The organism is Saccharibacillus brassicae, from assembly GCF_006542275.1.
Classification (GTDB): domain Bacteria; phylum Bacillota; class Bacilli; order Paenibacillales; family Paenibacillaceae; genus Saccharibacillus; species Saccharibacillus brassicae.
On record NZ_CP041217.1, the window covers coordinates 307,140 to 325,422 of the forward strand.

An 18,283-nucleotide genomic window follows, 5' to 3' on the forward strand; every position below is an offset into this window, starting at 1 on the left:
CGGTAAAAATCAAACGATTCAAATCCGAGTCTTCCCGCCTGCAAAAACGTTATACGGTCTGCATGCGCCGGCCTTCTTCGATGAGGGCGTAGGCCCGCTGCACCTGTTCGTCCGTCGGCGAATTCACGCCTTCGAGCGGGTATTCCCGGCCAAGTTCTTTCCATTTATAAATGCCCATTTGATGGTACGGCAGAATTTCGAATTTCTCGACGCCCTGCAGCGTCCCGATAAAACGTCCGAGGTCGCGCAGATTGTGCTCGTCGTCGTGGATGCCCGGCACGAAGACGTGGCGAATCCACGTTTTTTTGCCGTGATCGGACAGCCATTTCGCCGTGCGCAGCGTCTGTTCGTTGCTTACGCCGGTCAGCACTTTATGTTTGTCGTTGTCGATATGCTTGATGTCCAGCAGCACGAGATCGGTCACGTCCATCAAATATTGAATTTTGTCGGGATTGTTGAATCCGTTGCTGTCGAGCGTTGTGTGCAGTCCCCAGCGCTGTTTGACTTCGCGGAAAATTTCGGCCACGAAAGCGGCCTGCAGCGTCGGTTCTCCGCCCGAAATGGTCAGTCCGCCGCCCGAAGACCGATAATAATTCAGGTAAGGCTCGATTTCGGCCAGCACTTCGTCCACGGTCATTTCCCGGCCGCCGTCGAAATTCCACGTATCGGGGTTATGGCAGTATTGGCACTTCATGAGGCATCCCTGCAAAAATAATACGAAGCGTATGCCCGGGCCGTCTACCGTCCCGAAGGTTTCCAGCGAGTGTATGCGTCCTGTGTGACTCATTCGTTTTCACCCTTTCAAGGAGAACGGCGCTCCCCTGTAGCGAGCGCCGTCTATAAGATCTTATGAAGGAACAGGTATCCGGTCCGGCGAACGGCTTGCGCTTCAGCTCTGCCGGCTTGCCGGTTCCGGCCGGTTTACATATTCGAGTGGAACGTGCGGTTGATGACGTCCATCTGCTGTTCGCGGGTCAGCTTGATGAAGTTGACCGCGTAACCCGATACGCGGATCGTCAGCTGCGGATAATTTTCCGGATGGTCCATCGCGTCCATCAGCTGTTCGCGGTCGAACACGTTGACGTTCAGGTGATGGGCATGGCTGCCGAAATATCCGTCGAGCATCGCGACTAGGTTCGATTTGCGGGTCTCTTCTTCTTTGCCGAGCGCTTTGGGCACGATCGAGAACGTGTTCGAGATGCCGTCGAGGCTTTCTTCGTACGGCAGTTTGGCGACGGAACTGAGCGAAGCGAGCGCGCCTTTTTTGTCGCGGCCGTGCATCGGGTTTGCGCCCGGAGCGAACGGTTCGCCCGCTTTGCGGCCGTCCGGCGTCGTGCCGGTTTTTTTGCCGTAGACGACGTTCGACGTGATTGTCAGCACGGATTGGGTCGGTACCGAATCGCGGTACGTTTTGTGCTGGCGGATCATGCCCATGAATTTCTCGACGAGCTGCACGGCGATTTGGTCGACGCGGTCGTCGTTGTTGCCGTAGCAAGGGTATTCGCCTTCGATTTCGAAGTCGATCGCGATGCCCTGCTCGTTGCGGACCGGTTTGACTTTGGCGTGCTTGATCGCGCTCAGGGAATCGGCGGTGACGGACAGGCCGGCGATGCCGCATGCCATCGTGCGCAGGATGTCGCGGTCGTGCAGCGCCATTTCGATCCGTTCGTAGCTGTATTTATCGTGCATGTAATGGATGATGTTCAGCGCGTCCAGATACACTTTGGACAGCCATTCCATCATCGGCACGTACCGTTTCATGACTTCGTCGTAGTCGAGGTACTCGGACGTGATCGCCGGATATTCCGGTCCGATCTGCTCGCCGGATTTCTCGTCTTTGCCGCCGTTGATCGCGTACAGCAGCGTTTTGGCCAGATTGGCGCGTGCGCCGAAGAACTGCATTTGCTTGCCGATCCGCATCGCGGATACGCAGCAGGCGATACCGTAGTCGTCGCCGTAGATCGGACGCATCAGGTCGTCATTCTCGTATTGGATCGAGCTCGTCTCGATCGAGACTTTGGCGCAGTATTTCTTGAAGCCTTCCGGAAGCTGCTCCGACCACAGAACCGTCAGGTTCGGCTCCGGTGCGGGTCCCAGATTGTACAGCGTGTGCAGGAAGCGGAAGCTGCTCTTCGTGACGCGGGTCGTGCCGTCTACCGCCATACCGCCGATCGATTCCGTCACCCAGGTTGGGTCGCCGCTGAACAGTTCGTTGTAATCCGGCGTGCGCAGGAATTTGACGATCCGCAGTTTCATGACGAAGTGGTCGACGAGTTCCTGCGCCGTTTCTTCGGTCAGTGTGCCTTCGGCCAGATCGCGCTGGATGTAGACGTCCAGGAAGGAAGAGACGCGTCCGAGCGACATCGCCGCGCCGTTTTGTTCTTTGACCGCCGCGAGGTAGCCGAAGTAGACCCATTGGAACGCTTCTTTGGCATTGACGGCCGGTTTGGAGATATCCATGCCGTGCAGTTGGGCCATTTTTTTCAATTCGCCCAGCGCGCGGTACTGTTCGGAAATTTCTTCGCGCAGGCGGATCGTGTTCTCGTCCATGCCTTCGCCGACCGTTTCGTTATGCTCCCGCTGTTTTTGCTTCATCAGGAAGTCTACGCCGTACAGCGCGACGCGGCGATAATCGCCGATGATGCGGCCGCGGCCGTAAGCGTCCGGCAGGCCGGTCACGATGCCGGATTTGCGCGCAGCCCGGATCTCCGGCGTGTAGGCGTCGAATACGCCCTGGTTATGCGTCTTGCGAATATTCGTAAACGTCTCGACGATGGAATCCGGCACTTCGAACCCGTACGCTTTGCACGCGTCGATGACCATGCGGATACCGCCGTAAGGCTGAATGGCCCGTTTGAACGGCTCGTCCGTCTGTACGCCGACGATCTGTTCTTTGGCCTGGTCGAGGTAGCCCGGTCCGTGCGACACGATCGATCCCGGCGTGTTGACGTCCACGTCCCAGACGCCGCCTCTTTCCCGTTCTTCCTTGGACAGCTTGGATACGATCTGCCACAGATCGTTCGTGTTCGCCGTAGGTCCCGCCAGGAACTTTTCGTTACCGGTGTAAGGCGTTACGTTTTCGTCGATAAAGTTTTTGGTGTCCACGTGGTTCGTCCATTTGCCCGCTTTGAACCCTCTCCATGCTTCCGAATTCGCGCCCGTGATTTCTTTTTCGATAACCGACATGTGATTACCTCCGTTTTATGTGTATTTGGCCGGGATCGCGGTGCCAAGCCTTCCGCGTCCCGCCATCGATCCCTGATTGCCGACAGCAGCGTTGACAAGGTGAAAAATATCACATTCATCGAAAGAGAACGTCGTTCCGGTGTGGGTTTCCCTCTCGATGCGTTTGGGGACCTTCTATGCCTTTATTATGCGCGCCCTCATCCGTAGATACTGTGACATTTCTCACAGAACCGACTCTTTTTTATGATCTTTATCACTTTTAACGCCGTTTTCTGAATAACACCGCAATTTATGACTGCTTTTCACAGCTTACAAGAAAGCAAAAAACGACGCCCCTCGCGGGAGCGCCGTTCCAGTTGTTCTGATCTTAGATCTGCTTATTCTTCGAAGCGGCCGTAGAAAGCGTCGCGGTACACGTCGGCAAGTTCCGTCACGAGCGGCATTTTAGGGTTGGCTGTCGTGCATTGGTCTTCGAACGCGCGGTCGGCCAGGTAGTCGACGCGGCTCTCGAACTGCTTCGCGTCGAAGCCGAGTTCCTGGAACGTCTCGGGTACGCCCAATTTGCGGTTCAGATCGCGGATCGCGTTGATCAGACTCTTCACGCCTTCTTCCGTCGTTCTGGCCGGCAGCCCCAGAATACGGGCGATTTCGGCATACCGTTCGTCGGCGATAAAGTGCGAGTATTTCGGGAACGAAGCGAACTTCGTCGGTTTTTTGGCATTATAGCGAATAACGTGCGGCATCAGGATCGCGTTGGTGCGGCCGTGGGCCGTATGGTATTCCCCGCCCCATTTGTGCGCCAGACTGTGGTTGATGCCCAGGAACGCGTTGGCAAACGCCATGCCGGCAAGCGTCGAAGCGTTGTGCATTTTCTCGCGGGCCAGCTTGTCGCCGGTCAGCGCGGATTTCTCCAGGTTGGCAAACACGAGCTGGATCGCTTTGATCGCGAGGCCGTCCGTGTAGTCGCTCGCCATGACCGATACATAAGCTTCGATCGCGTGCGTCAGCACGTCCATGCCCGTATCGGCTACCGCCACTTTAGGCAGCGAGTAGACGAATTCCGGATCGACGATCGCCACGTCCGGCGTCAGTTCGTAATCGGCCAGCGGATATTTCGTGTTGCCGTTCTCTTTATCGGTGATGACCGCGAACGACGTCACTTCCGAACCCGTACCCGAAGTCGTCGGAATCGCGACGAACTTCGCTTTTTTGCCCAGACGCGGGTATTTGTAGATCCGTTTGCGGATATCCATAAATTTCTGTTTGAGGTTGTTGAAGTCGGTATCCGGATATTCGTAGAACAACCACATGCCTTTGGCGGCATCCATCGGCGAACCGCCGCCCAACGCGATGATGCAGTCCGGCTGGAACCGTTCCATCATGGCGCGGCCGCGTTCAACGGTCGTCGTCGACGGATCGGGCTCCACTTCGGAGAACACTTCGATCGCGACCGGCGTTTGGCGCTGGCGCAAGTAATGCTGCACTCTTTCGACGTAGCCGAGCTGGACCATCATCGGGTCGGTAACGATCGCGACGCGGGTAATGTCCGGCATTTTGGCCAGGTACTGCGTTGCGTTTTTCTCGAAGTAAATTTTGTCCGGCACTTTAAACCACTGCATATTCACGGTACGACGCGCCACCCTTTTCACGTTGATCAGGTTCACTGCGGTTACGTTGGAAGAAGTCGAGTTGCGGCCGTACGAGCCGCAGCCGAGCGTCAGCGAAGGCAGGTTCGTGTTGTAGATGTCGCCGATCGCGCCGTGCGTCGAAGGCGAATTGACGATGATGCGGCCGGTTTGCAGACGGTTCGCGAAGCGCTGGATGACGGCGTCGTCGTTGGAGTGGATCGCCGAAGAGTGGCCCATACCGCCGAATTCCACGACTTCCGCGGCGCGTGCGATGCCTTCGTCCGCCGTTTTGACTCTGTAGCAGGCCAGAACCGGGCTCAATTTCTCGGCCGACAGCGGGAACTTGGTGCCGACGCCTTCGATTTCGGCCACGAGGATCTTCGTCGTCGCCGGAACGGTGATACCGGCCATTTCCGCGATCTTCACGGCCGATTGTCCGACGATAGCCGGGTTGACCGCGCATTTGTCCACGTTCATCGCGCTTGGCGTCAGTTTGGCGATTTCGTCTTTGCTCAGGAAGTAACAGCCGTTTGCGATCATTTTCTTTTTGACGCGATCGTAGATCGGTTCTTCGATGATGACCGCCTGCTCGGAAGCGCAGATCATGCCGTTATCGAACGATTTGGACAAGATCAGGTCGGTAACGGCCTGGTCGATATCGGCCGTCTTCTCGATGAAGGCCGGCACGTTGCCGGGACCTACGCCGAGCGCCGGCTTGCCGCAGCTGTAAGCTGCGCGGACCATCGCGCCGCCGCCGGTCGCCAGAATCAGCGCCACGTCGGGGTGGTTCATCAGGATGTTCGTCTTGTCCATCGAAGGCTTGTCGATCCATTGGATACAGCCTTCCGGAGCGCCGGCTTGGACCGCCGCTTCCTGCAGGATTCGGGCCGCTTCCGAACTGCAGTATTGCGCGGAAGGGTGGAATCCGAATATAATGGGGTTACGTGTCTTAATGGAAATCAGCGCTTTGAACATCGTTGTGGAGGTCGGGTTCGTGACCGGCGTGATCCCCATCACGATGCCGACCGGCTCCGCGATTTTCTGGAAGCTGTCATACTCGTTGTCTTCGATCACGCCTACCGTTTTATCATTTTTGATACTGTGGTAGATGTACTCGGTAGCGAAGAGATTTTTCGTAATCTTGTCTTCGTACACGCCGCGCTTCGTTTCTTCGATCGCGATCCTTGCGAGATACATGTGCTTGTCCAGGCCGGCCAGGGCCATCGCTTGCACGACGGTATCGATTTGAGCCTGATCCATTTGCATGAAAGCTTCCTGCGCTTTTCTCGCGTTGTCGATCAGCTTCTGAATGTCCTGCTCGGCGGTTGGTTCAACAGTACGGGCGGCTTCATTTTTCACTGCCATTTCCCTCATCCTCCTCAAGATGTTTGCGTTGTTTTCTCTACGTGAACGATCATAGCATAGCGGTTTTGGTTTGGGAAGTGAAATTTTTCACAAAATAAACGGCGTTTCTTTTCTCTTCGAAACGAGCATTTTTCCCTCATTAATGGCCGATTTCCGCTTTTTTAAAAAAACACAAGAATTAATCCAAAAATTTCGTAATAAGAATTGACAAAGTATTCGATTTGACGCATGATAAGGACATAAAGTGAAAAAAGTCACAATGTCCGATCAACACGAACTGTGCGTTTGCGCAAAGGAGAGGTTAACGATGACCCAATACTACCACGCTACCAACCATCGGGGCAATACCGGTTGTTTTTCGGAGTCGAACATGCAGCGTCTGGAAGTGCTCATGAAAGACCGCCATATTCCCGAAGGCTCCCACCTGTTCTGGGAAGGCGATCTGGCCGACAAGCTCTACTATATCAAGCGCGGCCGGGTCAAGCTGACCAAATCGACCGACGAAGGCAAAGAACTCATCTTGTACATGTACCAGTCGGACGATATGGTCGGTCAAGCCGATCCTTTTTTCAGCAGCAAGCACAGCTTCACGGCGGAAGTGATCGAAGATACCGAAGTCGGCGTAATCGAGCATAAAGATCTGGAAGTGCTGATCTGCCAACACTGCGATTTCGCGATCGACTTCATGAAATGGATGGGCATTCATCACCGCCTGACGCAGACGAAGTTCCGGGACCTGATGATGTACGGCAAGCCGGGCGCCCTCTGCTCGACGCTTATCCGTCTCGGCAACACGTACGGCGAGAAGCACGGCGAGACGATCCTGATCAACAAAAAGATTACGCATACCGATCTGTCGAACATGATCGGAGCGACCCGGGAAAGCGTGAACCGGATGCTCAGCGATCTGCGCAAAAAAGGCGCGGTCGAATACGAGAACGGCATGATCGTCATTACCGATCTCGGCATGCTGCAGGAAGTGTGTCACTGCGAAATGTGTCCAAACGAAATATGCCGGATCTAAGGAGATCCGGCCTGTTTGCGTTCGCTGCCGGGCGCTTCGCTGAGAAGCGGTTCGGCTACAGCTTTTCCAATGTCAGTTCCACGTAATCGCCCGGCTGCAGCTGCATGTCGAATCCCCGTTCCCGGTTCAGCTCTTTGCCGTTCACTTTGAGCACCCAGCGCTCGCTCGGTTTGGTCATGTAGCCTTCCTGCGTATCCGGGCTTGCCTTGACGAGGCGGATCGTGCGGTCGTTCTCGGACATCGTGACGAGGCCGCTCGCTTTGAGCACGTCGCGCACCATCGTCCCTTCCCGGTAAGGATGGGCGTACGAACCGCCCAGCGAGGCATTCAGCTCGCCGCCGCTGATCAGCAGCGTATTGACCGGCTCCCCGTCGTTCCCCGGCGCTTCGATATAGAGCAGAATCTCGTCGCCGGGCTGAATGCGCGTGCTGAATCCGCTCTCCGGTATTTCCTGGCCGTTCTGCTTGACGACCCACATCAATTCGGAATGCAGCTCCGTGTCGTCCACCGAGTCGATCCGCCCTTCGTTGTCGAAACTGACGATGCCGCTGCGCTCCAGCGCGTCGCGGATCGTGTCTTCCGTGCGGTACGTACTGACAAGCGACCGGTTCTCGTTCGGCATATAGATGCCGCCGTCGACGACCAGCCTGAAGTTCTCTCCCCCGCTTGCCGCCGCGTCGGCCGCTACGTCCGCCGACGGCTGGCGCAGCAGAAAAGCCATTGCGGCCGCGGCCGCGATGAGCAAGGCGGCAAGCACGAATAGCAGGACGCGTTGATCGGGCATTTTGATTTTTGTCCGCATAGGCTCCCGTTCCCTTCATCGAGCGTGTTCTTCCTTATTGTAACAAAACGGGCGGGCCTTTCTCAAATGCTGTTTGCGTGTGCGGCGGCATCAAAAGAACCCCTTTGCCGGCAAAGGGGTTCTGCGCGAAAATTCGGTCATTCGACCCAAAATTCCGCCCACATCTGAATTTGTTCCATAACCGGCTTCAGTGCACGACCTTTTTCGGTCAGCTCGTATTCGATGCGCACCGGAGTCTCCGGATACACGTGACGCGTCAGAATGCCTTCGCCTTCCAGGTCCTTCATGCGTTCCGATAACATTTTGTCGCTCATCATCGGAATCTGGTTGGAAATATCCTTGAACCGCTTCGGACCGCTCATCAAAGTCTGAATGATCAGGCCGTTCCAACGTTTGCCCAGAAACGAAAACGCGCTCTCAAAACGCGGGCAAAGCTGCATCGGAATTTCGCTTTTTTGCTCAATCATAGATGATCACCTCTTAGAAGATTCCCTCTGAAGAGAAACTTACGATTTGTTAGTTTATTTCATATTAACACATTTCCAAGAAAAAGAAAATGCTTTTATGAATTATTTTTCAGGTCCAAAAATTGCTTGAGCGCCGCCAAATCCTGCTCGATCACCGCTTCCAGCGAACGATTGTAGATGACGGCCGCCGGATGGTACAGCGGGAAAATCGAATACGACCGATCCCCGAACACGTAGCGGGAATGCGGATCGGACACTTCTTCCAGCCGCTGGATCGGCCCTTCGAGCACTTTGCCGTGCAGCGAAGAGATCGTCTCGTGGCTGCCGATCAGCCGATGCAGCCCGATATTGCCCATCGGCACGATCACCCGGGGCTGCACGAGTTCGATCTCCGCGTCGAGGATCGGCGCATGGGCCAACACTTCGTTCTTCGTCGGCGTCCGGTTCGAGCGGCTGATCCTCGGCTCTTTGCCGGGCGCCGTGCCCGCCACGACCTTGTCCTTGAACGGGCGGCTGCGCACCGCGCTCGAAATATAGATGTCCTGACGGGTCAGGCCGATCTTCTTCAGATACTCTTCGAGCACTTTGCCCGCCTGCCCGGTAAACGGGCGTCCTTCCACGATCTCCGTCGCGCCGGGCGCTTCCCCGACGAACATGATTTGGGCCGGGATGGCTCCCTGACCGAGCAAAAACCCTTCCAGATCGTAACTTGCGGATCGGTGCAGGCATTCCCGGATCAGTTCTTCCGCCACCGGCGCACTGCCGAACTCCACCTTCATCGCCATCCCCCTTTCTGTTATCGCTACCCGTTGATTAACAGGTATTGCAATTATTTTACCCCAAAACCGATAGAGCGCCAACCATGCAAGGTCTGTTTCGCAAATTTTGTGAGCGCTCTCTTGGATTCGGGAAAAAAAGGCAAAAAAGCCGCTGTTCGCTTGAAGCGAACAACGGCTTTGCGGCAGCCTCGGCTGCCGGACGAACGATCAACGAACCATCAAGTCGCGAACCATCCGTTCGAATTGCGGGCGAAGCCGGCGAGGCTTAGACCAGTTCGCGGGCGTGCAGCGGACGAAGCGGCTGCGTATTGCCGTAGACCGGCTTGGCCGATTGCGTCGGATAAGCCCAACGAACCGAATTGGAGATGACGCGAATCACGTCCTGGTTGTAGTAGGTCGGATACGTCTCGTGCCCCGGACGGAAGTAGAAAATCTTGCCGGAACCGCGCGTAAACGTGCAGCCGCTGCGGAACACTTCGCCGCCGGAGAAGTTGCTGATAAAGACGATCTCGTCCGGATTCGGAATATCGAAAAATTCGCCGTACATTTCTTCGTGTTCCAAAATGATGTTCTCGCCGATGCCTTCGGCGATCGGGTGCGAAGGATTGACGGCCCACAAAATTTCCTGCTCGCCTTCTTCGCGCCATTTCAGGTCGCAGCCCGTACCCATCAGCTTCTTGAACGGTTTGGAGAAGTGGCCGGAGTGCAGGACGATCAGGCCCATGCCTTCGCGGACGCGCTGCGCGACCGCTTCGGCGATCGAATCGTCGACCAGTTCGTGCGCCATATGTCCCCACCAGATCATGACGTCGGTCGAGTCGAGCACTTCTCTCGTCAGGCCGTGGTCGTCTTCTTCCAGCGTGCAGGTGCGAATCGCGAAGCCTTCCGGCGTCAGGGCGCGTTCCAGCTGTTTGTGAATGCCGTCCGGATAGACGGCTTTGACCTTTTCGTCTCTGCGTTCGTGCACGAATTCGTTCCAGATGGTTACGTTGATCATCGTCGATGTCCCCTTAGTTATACCTGTATTGTGTGCTGCGGCATTCGGTCGGTTTATTTAGACCCACCACATTTCTCCCGCCGGTTCTTCGATCAGAATCTGCTGGAGATTGCGGACGGCTTTACTGAATCCTTCGTCCACGGACATTAGTCCGTCTTCGTGTTCGATGCTGACTACGTGATCGTAGCTTTGCAGGCGCAGTTCGCTGATCATGTCCGCCCAGATCTTCACGTCGTGGCCGTAGCCCACGCTGCGGAAGTTCCAGCCGCGATCCTGCATCTGCGTATACGACTGCATATCGGTCAGACCGTGCATATTGACGTTGCTTTGGTCGATCGTGATATCTTTGGCATGGAAATGGTGGATGGCTCCGGCGCGTCCGAGAATACGGATCGCTTGGACCGGATCGATGCCCTGCCACCACATGTGGCTCGGATCGAGGTTGACGCCGACGGCTTCGCAGGTCGCTTCGCGCAGGCGCAGCATCGTGGCCGGCGTATGGGCCGAGAACCCGCCGTGCAGTTCGATCCCGATTTTGACGCCGTGGTCTTCCGCGAATTTGCCGGCTTCTTTCCAGTAGGGAATGACTTTGGTCTCCCACTGCCATTTCAGCAGATCCTGGTAATCGTTCGGCCACGGAGCGACCGGCCAGTTCGGATATTTGGCATCCTCGCTGTCGCCGGGACAACCGGAGAACGTGTTGACGACCGGAATGCCGAGACGCTGCGCCAATTCGACGCTTTGCAGGAATACGTCGTGATCGGCTTTCGCGAGCGCTTTTTGCGGGTGAAGCGGATTGCCGTGACAGCTCAGTGCGCTGACGACAAGGCCGCGCGACTCGATCGCTTTTCGGAAAGCTTCCAACTTCGACGGGTCGGCCAGCAGTTCTTCCGGGTTGCAGTATTCGTTGCCCGGATAACCCCCCGTGCCGATCTCTACCGCCTTGAGTCCTTTTTCCGCCACGTAATCGAGAGATTCCTCGAATCCCCGTCCATTGAACAGAACCATGAACACTCCAAGTTTCACTAATCGAACCTCCTCGATATAACTATTATATCCGTATTTTAAGTTTGAGCTGAATAGGAAAGAGGTGCGAAAAAACCTCATTTTTCGACTTTCGGCGCGGCCGGCAATCGGAGAATGGTACCAGTGGCACGGCCTATTGGCGCTTTACCCCTTAATCAAAATAGACGGCTTTGCCGGTCTTCGCGGATTCGTAGATCGCTTCGAGAATCTGCGTCACGACGAGCGCCTGCTCCGGCTTGACGACCGGCTCTTTGTCTTCGAGAATCGCTTCGAGCCATTGACGCGCTTCGCGGTCTTCGGCATTCTCCGAACCGCCGTCGTAGAACGCGACGCCGCCGGAGCCGAAATCGACTTTGGTCTCGATCAGGCGGCTGCGGTCTTCGCCGTTGATATGCAGGCCGTCCGCCATGTCGGCGCCGCCTTCGGTTCCGCAGAGCAGCGTCTGCGCTTCGCCGAAGTTGCGCACGTTAAGCGCCCAGCTGGATTCGAGCACGATCGTCGCGCCGTTCTCCATTTTGATAAAGCCGAACGCCGAATCTTCGACCTTGAACTGCTCCGGGTCCCACGGACCGAACGCGTTGGCCGCATTCTCGCGGCTGCCCAGCTTGTGGAACGTCGAGCCCATGACGCTTTTCGGTTTGTAATTGTCCATCAGCCAGAGAGTCAGGTCAAGCGCGTGCGTACCGATATCGATCAACGGGCCTCCGCCCTGCTTTTCTTCGTCCAGGAATACGCCCCAGGTCGGCACGGCGCGGCGGCGCAGCGCAATCGCCTTGCCGAAGTACAGATCGCCGAGTTCGCCTTTTTCGCACATGTCTTTCAAGTGCTGGCTGTCGTCGCGGAAACGGTTCTGATACGCGATGGACAGCTTTTTGCCGGTACGCTCCGCCGCTTCGATCATGCTGCGCGCTTCTTCCGTCGTTTTGGCCATCGGTTTTTCGCACAGCACGTGCTTGCCGGCTTCGAGCGAAGCGATCGTGATCGCCGCGTGGGAATCGTTCGGCGTGCAGACGTGCACGACGTCGATACTGCCGTCTTTGAGCAGTTCGTTGTAGTCGGTGTATACTTTGGCGCCTTCGGCACCGTATTTGTCGGCCGCTTCGTGGGCGCGGGATTCGACCAGGTCGCAGAAAGCGACGAGGACGGCTTTGCTTTGTTTGGACAGGGCCGGCAGATGCTTGCCGGTGGCGATGCCTCCGCATCCGATGATGGCGACGTTAAGCGTGTTCGGGTTAGACATTGAGTTTTGCTCCTTCTGCTGCGTATTTTTTGATCCATTCCATGCTGGTTGCGATACTCTCGAGCGGCTTGCCGCCCGCGCAGTAATCCTGCTCGACGACGATCCACTCCACGCCCGCTTCGATCGCGGCATCCGCGATGCCTTTGAGGTCGACTTCGCCCACGCCGAGTTCGGCCGTGATCGCTTTGCCGTCCGCGTCGCGCGTCATGTCCTTGAGATGGATGATCGGCAGGCGCCCTTTGTAGCGTCCGATGTATTCGACCGCGTCGTATCCGCCGTAATGCACCCAACACGTGTCCATTTCGACCTGCAGGTCTTCGGCCGGCACGGCTTCGTACATCGCGTCGAATACCGGCTTGCCGTCCAGCTGTTCCGTCAGTTCGAATTCGTGGTTATGGTAAGCGAGTACCGCTCCCTGTTCGCGCGCCCGGCGGCCGAGCTTGCGCAGATTGGCGAACACGTCTTCCCAGACGCGTTCTTCCGCCTGCAGGTAAGGAACGATCAGCGTGTCGTTGCCGATCTGCTTGTTATAGGCAATCTCCGCATCGAGATGCTCCAGCAGTTGGCCGTACGACGTATGCGTGCCCAGGGCAACAAGTCCGAGTTCGTCGAGCATCGATTTCACTTCATCCGCGCCGTGTCCGAAAAACGTATGGAACTCGACGCCTTTGTAGCCGAGCGCGGCTACCTTTTCGAGCGTGCCGCGGAAATCCTGTTCCATTTCTTCACGCACGGTATACAATTGCAGTCCTACTTGGGTCATTTTACGTTCCACCTTTTCATCCGATTATAATTTGAGCGAATCGAGTCTTGCAGCGGGAACTTTGTACGAGCTTTCCAGCGTGACATGCCGGCTCTCGGCCGACGACCGCATGAAAGCGTGCATCGTCTCAAGCACGTGGTAGGCCAGGTCGCCGCTTGCGCGGTGACGGCGTTCTTCGCGGATCGACTTGATCATGTCGTCCACGCCGATGCCGCGTTCGTTATGCTCGGTCTCGAAGACGGCTTCGACCGTCTCCCAGTCGTCCGAACCGGCGCGGCGCAGCTTCACTTCGCCGCCGAAGAAGTTCGGGTCCGGCAGCGACAGCGTGCCGTTCGTTCCGTAAATTTCCATTCTCGGCAGGTCGCTTGCGCCGCGAACGTCGAAGCTCATGATCATCGTCACGATCGTGCCGGCGGCAAAATCGAGCGTGCCGGCCAGATGGGTCGGCGTCTGCACGGCGATCGGCGTGCCGGCTTTCGGTCCCGAGCCGATGACCCGGTCGGGAATCTGAATCCCGGTCGACGAACTGACGCGCCGGATCGGACCGAGCAAATTCACGAGCGCGGACAAATAATACGGGCCCATATCGAACATCGGACCGCCGCCGTACGCGTAGAAAAATTCGGGATCGACGTGCCACGATTCGGGACCGCCGCTCAGCATGAACGCGGTGCCCGCGACCGGGCGGCCGATCAGCCCTTCTTCGATCGCGCGGCGGGCCGTGCTGATGCCTGCTCCGAGGAAGGTATCCGGCGCGCAGCCGACGCGTACGCCGCTTTTTTTCGCTTCTTCCAGAATGAGGCGTCCGTCTTCCAGCGACACCGCAAGCGGCTTTTCGCCGTACACATGTTTGCCCGCTTTGACGGCGGCCAGGTTGATTTCGGCATGGCTGGCGGGAATCGTCAGGTTGATGACCAGTTCGATCGATTCGTCGGCCAGCAGTTCCTCTACCGTGCAAGCGTTTGCAATGCCGAATTCGACAGCCCGCTCCTGCGCCTTCTCGGGGATCCGGTCGGCGACCGCCACCACTTCGGCCCACTCGCTGGAACCCAGGTTTTTCAAATAGATCGCGCTGATATTGCCGCATCCGATAATTCCGATCTGCATTCGTTTCAAGGAACACCACTCCTTACCGTAGTTGTTGGGCTGTATCGAATCAAGGTTGTGTCGGTTCCGGTTGTGTGGTTGGTTCGCTTTCATGGTATTGCATATCGTTTTGTATTAAAATGAAGAATATAATCGAAACATGAACAATCTGGTCATTATTTTATTTTTAAATTTATTTTCTTCCCAAGGAGCAGCCCATATGCAGACGTCCTCACCTTCCTGCCAGGTATTCACCGCAGGATTTTCCTTCCACCGTACGCCTTTTCACGTTCACCGCACCGAAGGTCTCGGCAGCTATCTGCTGCGCCTGCAGACGGACGGCACTTCCGAAGCGCTGATCGACGGCCGCATGCAGCGGATCGAAGCCGGCGACCTGCTGCTCTACGGTCCCGACGACACGTACGAACTGAAAATTTTCCCGCCTTCGGCTTCCGAAGATTCCGGCCAGCCGATGGAGAGCGGCGATTACCACATTTTCTTCGGCGGCGAATGGATCGACCGCTGGTGGAACGAACGCAAACGCCCGACCCGTATCACGATTCCGCTCAGCGAAGGACTGCTCGGCCTGTTTCGCCAGATCGTGATCGAGCAGCGCCGCATCTCGAACCCGGACCCGCGGATCTCGGACTATTACCTGCGCATTCTCTGTCTGGAGACCGACCGCCTGCTGAGCGAACAGCCGATTTCGTCGGGCAAGACGTTCCTCGCCTACCGGATCAAGCAGTATATCGAAGAGAACGCTTCGTCGCTGTTCAAGCTGGAAGACGTCGCCTCCTACGTGGACACCAGCGTCTCGCGCTGCGTGCACCTGTTCAAGGAAACGTTCGATATGAGCATTATGCAGTACGCGCTCGAAGTCCGGCTCGATATGGCCAAGGAGCGGATCGTGTTCAGCCCGATGCCGCTCGAACAGGTCGCCGAGACGTCCGGTTTTGCCAACTACACGTATTTCCACCGGGTGTTCCGCGGCAAGTTCGGCATGTCGCCGAAAGAGTTCCGGCATACGCGGCAGGAGAAAATGTAGCCGGCGCCGCGACGAACAACCGCAAGGACGCCCCGGGCGACCTTGCGGTTTTGTTATGAAGTCGATGTTGTTCACGGGCGCTGCGCTTTTATTCCGATCGCCGATCCCGCTCGATGTTGTTCGCGGCCGCTCAGCCGCGCTTGGCGCGTTCGCGGGCTTCGATCGCTTCGGACACGACCATGCCGAGATCCGCGTTGCCGTACATCGACAGCACCCCGAGCAGCGTGTCGTCGGTAATGTCGCCGGCTTCCTCTTTGGGCACCGTCAGTTCCATCACGCGCGACAACCGCTCGTTCGCGACCTGCTCCGGATACGCCTGGGCGTACAGTTCCACCGGATCGAGATCGTTGTTGATACACCACTGCGCATAGACGAGAATCATCATGTCTTCTTCCTGCCGGTAAGCCTCGACGATCTTCTCCTGCGTTTTCTGTTCCCATTCTTTGCGCCCTTCGGCGCTCTCGTACCGTTCGTAATCGTCATCTCCGTAATCATTCATACAAATCTGCCCCTTTCGATTTCTGGTTTTATCGGTGTATCCGTTCATCGCTTCATAGAAGGCAGGCAGCCCGCTCCGCCAACTCGTGCGAGCCCAGCAGCGCGTCCGCCCGGACCGTGCAGCGCTGCGGCTCATGCAGCGTGTCGAGCACATGCTGCACGACGCCTTCGAAGCCGCGCCGCTTCAGCACCGTATCCCAGCTGCCGAATCCGCGCTCCTGCGGGTATCCGCCGCTGTCCGTCCACGCCGCGCGCTCCAGGTCTTCCACGACCGCCGAACGCCCGCTGCCGTGCAGCTCCAGCCGCTCGAAATCCCGGCCCGCGCTGCGCACCATGCCGTAGCTGCCCAGTCCGCCGGCCAGCGGCAGGAAGCCGAACGCGTGCCGCATCCGCCCCTGACCGTCCGTCTCGACGCCGCCGGTCAGCGGGCCGCTCTGTTCGCCGCCCAGCCAGAGCAGCAGATCGAGCATATGGATCAGGTCGTCGTATACGGTATCGCGCGCGGAACGCGGCTGCGCTGCGGTCCGATGCTTGACCGCCTGCGCCTGAACGAAGCCGCCGGCTTCTTCGAGCCACGCTTTGGCTTCGACGTACAGCGGCGCGAAGCGGCGGTTGAATCCGACGCCGAGCAGCAGCCCTTTGCGTTCCGCCAAAGAAACCATTGCCCGGCTCTCCGCCAGGTCTGTCGACAGCGGCTTGTCCACGTAGACCGGCAGTCCCGCTTCCAGGCACCGCATCACGATCGCGTAATGCGAATCCGTGGCGCTGTGCACGAACACCGCGTCGGGCTCCCAGCGCAGCAGATCGTCAAGTTCCGTCGACGCGTTCGGGACGCGGTAGCGCGCCGCCGCCGCGCGAACGCGATCTTACGTCCGGCTGACGAGGCCCACGATTTCCGCGTCCTTGTGACCGGCCAACAGCGGCAGGTATACTTTTTCCGCGATGCCTCCGATGCCGACCAGCGCCACCCTTTTTTGCTGCCGTGTCTGTTCCGTGCCGCTTGTCGCCTGATCCATATTCCGTTTCCCCGCTTTCCGTCATGACTGCACGCACCGCCCGCCGGGGCGATTCCGTTTCTGTTTCGAGTATACGCGTCGCGCCCGGGGTTGGCAAAAAAAAGACCCGGGACCGAAAACGGCGGCGGCGTCCAAGGAATCTGATTCGCCAAACTCCGTAACGTTTACTAGCTTTGTGTGGCGAGACTTGGCTAAAAGCGCGAAATCGTTTATAATTTAAAACAGTTCTTCATTTAATTGTTCATCAAACAATCGTTCAAAATAAAAATTGCGGAGGGATTAACCATGGCCGATTATTCATCTTCCATGATCGAAAAAGCAACATTTGCGGGAGGCTGCTTCTGGTGTATGGTGACGCCGTTCGAAGATCTGCCGGGCATCGTCAAAGTGGTCTCCGGTTACACGGGCGGACATACCGAGAACCCGACTTACAAAGAAGTCTGCTCGGAGACGACCGGACACGTCGAAGCGGTCCAAATCACGTTCAACCCGGACATTTTCCGTTACGAGAAGCTGCTTGAACTGTTCTGGCAGCAGATCGATCCGACCGACGGCGGCGGACAGTTCCACGACCGCGGTTCGTCGTACGGCACGGCGATTTTCTATCATACGGAAGAACAGCGCATCAAAGCCGAAGCTTCCAAAAAAGCGCTGGCCGAGAGCGGCCGCTTCGACAAACCGATCGTGACGCCGATCCGTCCGGCCGAAACGTTCTACGAAGCCGAAGAATACCACCAGGATTACCACAAAAAAAATCCGGGCCATTACAACCGGTACAAAAAAGCGTCCGGCCGCGAAGCGTTTATCGAAAACAACTGGAAAACGCCGGTCGACAAAAGCGATCTCAAACAACGCCTGAGCGAGATGCAGTATAATGTCACGCAAAAAAGCGGTACCGAGCCGGCGTTCCACAACGAGTTCTGGGATCACCACGGCGAAGGCATCTACGTCGATATCGTCTCCGGCGAGCCGCTGTTCAGCTCTCTCGACAAATACGATTCCGGCTGCGGCTGGCCGAGCTTTACCCGACCGATCCGCGATTACCACGTGAAGGAAAAAGTCGATCTGACCCACTTCATGATCCGGACCGAAGTGCGCAGCAAAGAAGCCGATTCCCATCTGGGCCACGTGTTCGACGATGGCCCGGGCCCGGACGGATTGCGCTACTGCATCAACTCCGCGGCGCTGCGTTTCGTGCCGGCGGACAAGCTCGAAGAAGAAGGCTACGGCGAATACCGCGCGATGTTCGCGCAGGCATAAGCCTGGTCTTCCTCCGAGCGGCATGAGCCGAACCGGAACGCAGGACTCAACCAAAGAAATGGACCGAGTCACTCAACCGGTAACAACAGCAAAACCCCCAG

Annotated in this window: 17 protein-coding genes and 1 pseudogene; 3 read left to right on the forward strand and 15 right to left on the reverse strand. The window is 57.2% G+C overall.

Annotated elements, in window-relative coordinates:
- Window positions 1-49 precede the first annotated feature (49 nt).
- The 3 genes from pflA to adhE all read right to left on the reverse strand — a co-directional run bounded on the left by pflA (window position 50) and on the right by adhE (window position 6,179).
- Window positions 50-787, reverse strand: a complete 738-nt coding sequence (gene pflA, locus FFV09_RS01330) for a pyruvate formate-lyase-activating protein (RefSeq protein ID WP_141446008.1) — start codon at window positions 785-787, stop codon at window positions 50-52.
- A 134-nt stretch (window positions 788-921) separates the two neighbouring features.
- Window positions 922-3,186, reverse strand: coding sequence for a formate C-acetyltransferase (pflB, locus tag FFV09_RS01335; protein WP_141446009.1), 2,265 nt, complete (start codon window positions 3,184-3,186; stop codon window positions 922-924).
- Between the two features lie 377 nt (window positions 3,187-3,563).
- Entirely contained in the window at window positions 3,564-6,179 is a 2,616-nt protein-coding gene (gene adhE, locus FFV09_RS01340; protein WP_141446010.1) for a bifunctional acetaldehyde-CoA/alcohol dehydrogenase, read from the reverse strand.
- A 307-nt stretch (window positions 6,180-6,486) separates the two neighbouring features.
- On the opposite strand from adhE, the gene FFV09_RS01345 reads away from it, so the two are divergent.
- Entirely contained in the window at window positions 6,487-7,203 is a 717-nt protein-coding gene (locus FFV09_RS01345) for a Crp/Fnr family transcriptional regulator (protein WP_141446011.1), read from the forward strand.
- 55 nt (window positions 7,204-7,258) lie between these two features.
- Here the strand turns inward: FFV09_RS01345 and FFV09_RS01350 are convergent, their stop codons facing one another.
- From FFV09_RS01350 to FFV09_RS01385, 8 genes are all read right to left on the reverse strand, one after another.
- Window positions 7,259-8,005, reverse strand: coding sequence for a hypothetical protein (locus tag FFV09_RS01350; RefSeq protein ID WP_141446012.1), 747 nt, complete (start codon window positions 8,003-8,005; stop codon window positions 7,259-7,261).
- A gap of 137 nt (window positions 8,006-8,142) precedes the next feature.
- On the reverse strand, window positions 8,143-8,472 hold the full coding sequence (locus tag FFV09_RS01355; RefSeq protein WP_141446013.1) for a winged helix-turn-helix transcriptional regulator: 330 nt from the start codon (window positions 8,470-8,472) through the stop codon (window positions 8,143-8,145).
- A gap of 95 nt (window positions 8,473-8,567) precedes the next feature.
- Window positions 8,568-9,251, reverse strand: coding sequence for a uracil-DNA glycosylase (locus FFV09_RS01360; RefSeq protein ID WP_141446014.1), 684 nt, complete (start codon window positions 9,249-9,251; stop codon window positions 8,568-8,570).
- Between the two features lie 265 nt (window positions 9,252-9,516).
- Window positions 9,517-10,248 (reverse strand): ThuA domain-containing protein, encoded by a 732-nt coding sequence (locus tag FFV09_RS01365; RefSeq protein WP_141446015.1) that lies wholly within the window; start codon window positions 10,246-10,248, stop codon window positions 9,517-9,519.
- A 57-nt stretch (window positions 10,249-10,305) separates the two neighbouring features.
- Complete coding sequence (locus tag FFV09_RS01370; RefSeq protein WP_141446016.1) at window positions 10,306-11,274, reverse strand: sugar phosphate isomerase/epimerase family protein; 969 nt, start codon at window positions 11,272-11,274, stop codon at window positions 10,306-10,308.
- A 151-nt stretch (window positions 11,275-11,425) separates the two neighbouring features.
- Window positions 11,426-12,514 carry a Gfo/Idh/MocA family protein gene (locus FFV09_RS01375; protein WP_141446017.1) on the reverse strand — a complete coding sequence of 363 codons (1,089 nt, stop codon included), beginning with the start codon at window positions 12,512-12,514 and terminating at the stop codon, window positions 11,426-11,428.
- Entirely contained in the window at window positions 12,507-13,277 is a 771-nt protein-coding gene (locus FFV09_RS01380) for a sugar phosphate isomerase/epimerase family protein (protein ID WP_141446018.1), read from the reverse strand. Before FFV09_RS01380 ends, FFV09_RS01375 begins: the two co-directional genes overlap by 8 nt.
- A 24-nt stretch (window positions 13,278-13,301) precedes the next feature.
- Window positions 13,302-14,393, reverse strand: coding sequence for a Gfo/Idh/MocA family protein (locus tag FFV09_RS01385; RefSeq protein WP_141446019.1), 1,092 nt, complete (start codon window positions 14,391-14,393; stop codon window positions 13,302-13,304).
- 190 nt (window positions 14,394-14,583) lie between these two features.
- Between FFV09_RS01385 and FFV09_RS01390 the strand changes: the two genes are divergently transcribed.
- A complete protein-coding gene (locus FFV09_RS01390) occupies window positions 14,584-15,408 on the forward strand; it encodes a helix-turn-helix domain-containing protein (protein WP_141446020.1) in 825 nt (274 codons plus the stop codon).
- Window positions 15,409-15,538: 130 nt separating this feature from the next.
- On the opposite strand, the gene FFV09_RS01395 is transcribed toward FFV09_RS01390, so the two are convergent.
- From FFV09_RS01395 to FFV09_RS24460, 4 genes and pseudogenes are all read right to left on the reverse strand, one after another.
- Complete coding sequence (locus tag FFV09_RS01395) at window positions 15,539-15,907, reverse strand: hypothetical protein (RefSeq protein WP_246098441.1); 369 nt, start codon at window positions 15,905-15,907, stop codon at window positions 15,539-15,541.
- 52 nt (window positions 15,908-15,959) lie between these two features.
- A complete protein-coding gene (locus tag FFV09_RS24450; protein WP_342782106.1) occupies window positions 15,960-16,559 on the reverse strand; it encodes a Gfo/Idh/MocA family oxidoreductase in 600 nt (199 codons plus the stop codon).
- Window positions 16,533-16,757, reverse strand: a pseudogene (locus tag FFV09_RS24455) (Gfo/Idh/MocA family protein); the annotation flags it as partial. The pseudogene FFV09_RS24455 and the gene FFV09_RS24450, both read right to left, overlap by 27 nt.
- 15 nt (window positions 16,758-16,772) lie before the next feature.
- Window positions 16,773-16,922: a hypothetical protein gene (locus FFV09_RS24460; protein WP_342782080.1), complete on the reverse strand. Its 150-nt coding sequence runs from the start codon at window positions 16,920-16,922 to the stop codon at window positions 16,773-16,775.
- Window positions 16,923-17,207: 285 nt separating this feature from the next.
- On the opposite strand from FFV09_RS24460, the gene msrA reads away from it, so the two are divergent.
- Window positions 17,208-18,182: a peptide-methionine (S)-S-oxide reductase MsrA gene (msrA, locus tag FFV09_RS01405; protein WP_141446021.1), complete on the forward strand. Its 975-nt coding sequence runs from the start codon at window positions 17,208-17,210 to the stop codon at window positions 18,180-18,182.
- Window positions 18,183-18,283 lie beyond the last annotated feature (101 nt).

Coding starts and splice junctions, on each gene's coding strand:
- FFV09_RS01380 (WP_141446018.1), bottom strand. CDS start 13,277: ATGACCCAAGTAGGACTGCAATTGTATACCGTGCGTGAAGAAATGGAA.
- FFV09_RS24460 (WP_342782080.1), bottom strand. CDS start 16,922: ATGGATCAGGCGACAAGCGGCACGGAACAGACACGGCAGCAAAAAAGG.
- FFV09_RS01395 (WP_246098441.1), bottom strand. CDS start 15,907: ATGAATGATTACGGAGATGACGATTACGAACGGTACGAGAGCGCCGAA.
- FFV09_RS01390 (WP_141446020.1), top strand. CDS start 14,584: ATGCAGACGTCCTCACCTTCCTGCCAGGTATTCACCGCAGGATTTTCC.
- adhE (WP_141446010.1), bottom strand. CDS start 6,179: ATGGCAGTGAAAAATGAAGCCGCCCGTACTGTTGAACCAACCGCCGAG.
- FFV09_RS01365 (WP_141446015.1), bottom strand. CDS start 10,248: ATGATCAACGTAACCATCTGGAACGAATTCGTGCACGAACGCAGAGAC.
- FFV09_RS01345 (WP_141446011.1), top strand. CDS start 6,487: ATGACCCAATACTACCACGCTACCAACCATCGGGGCAATACCGGTTGT.
- FFV09_RS01355 (WP_141446013.1), bottom strand. CDS start 8,472: ATGATTGAGCAAAAAAGCGAAATTCCGATGCAGCTTTGCCCGCGTTTT.
- pflA (WP_141446008.1), bottom strand. CDS start 787: ATGAGTCACACAGGACGCATACACTCGCTGGAAACCTTCGGGACGGTA.
- FFV09_RS01375 (WP_141446017.1), bottom strand. CDS start 12,514: ATGTCTAACCCGAACACGCTTAACGTCGCCATCATCGGATGCGGAGGC.
- FFV09_RS01360 (WP_141446014.1), bottom strand. CDS start 9,251: ATGAAGGTGGAGTTCGGCAGTGCGCCGGTGGCGGAAGAACTGATCCGG.
- msrA (WP_141446021.1), top strand. CDS start 17,208: ATGGCCGATTATTCATCTTCCATGATCGAAAAAGCAACATTTGCGGGA.
- pflB (WP_141446009.1), bottom strand. CDS start 3,186: ATGTCGGTTATCGAAAAAGAAATCACGGGCGCGAATTCGGAAGCATGG.
- FFV09_RS01350 (WP_141446012.1), bottom strand. CDS start 8,005: ATGCGGACAAAAATCAAAATGCCCGATCAACGCGTCCTGCTATTCGTG.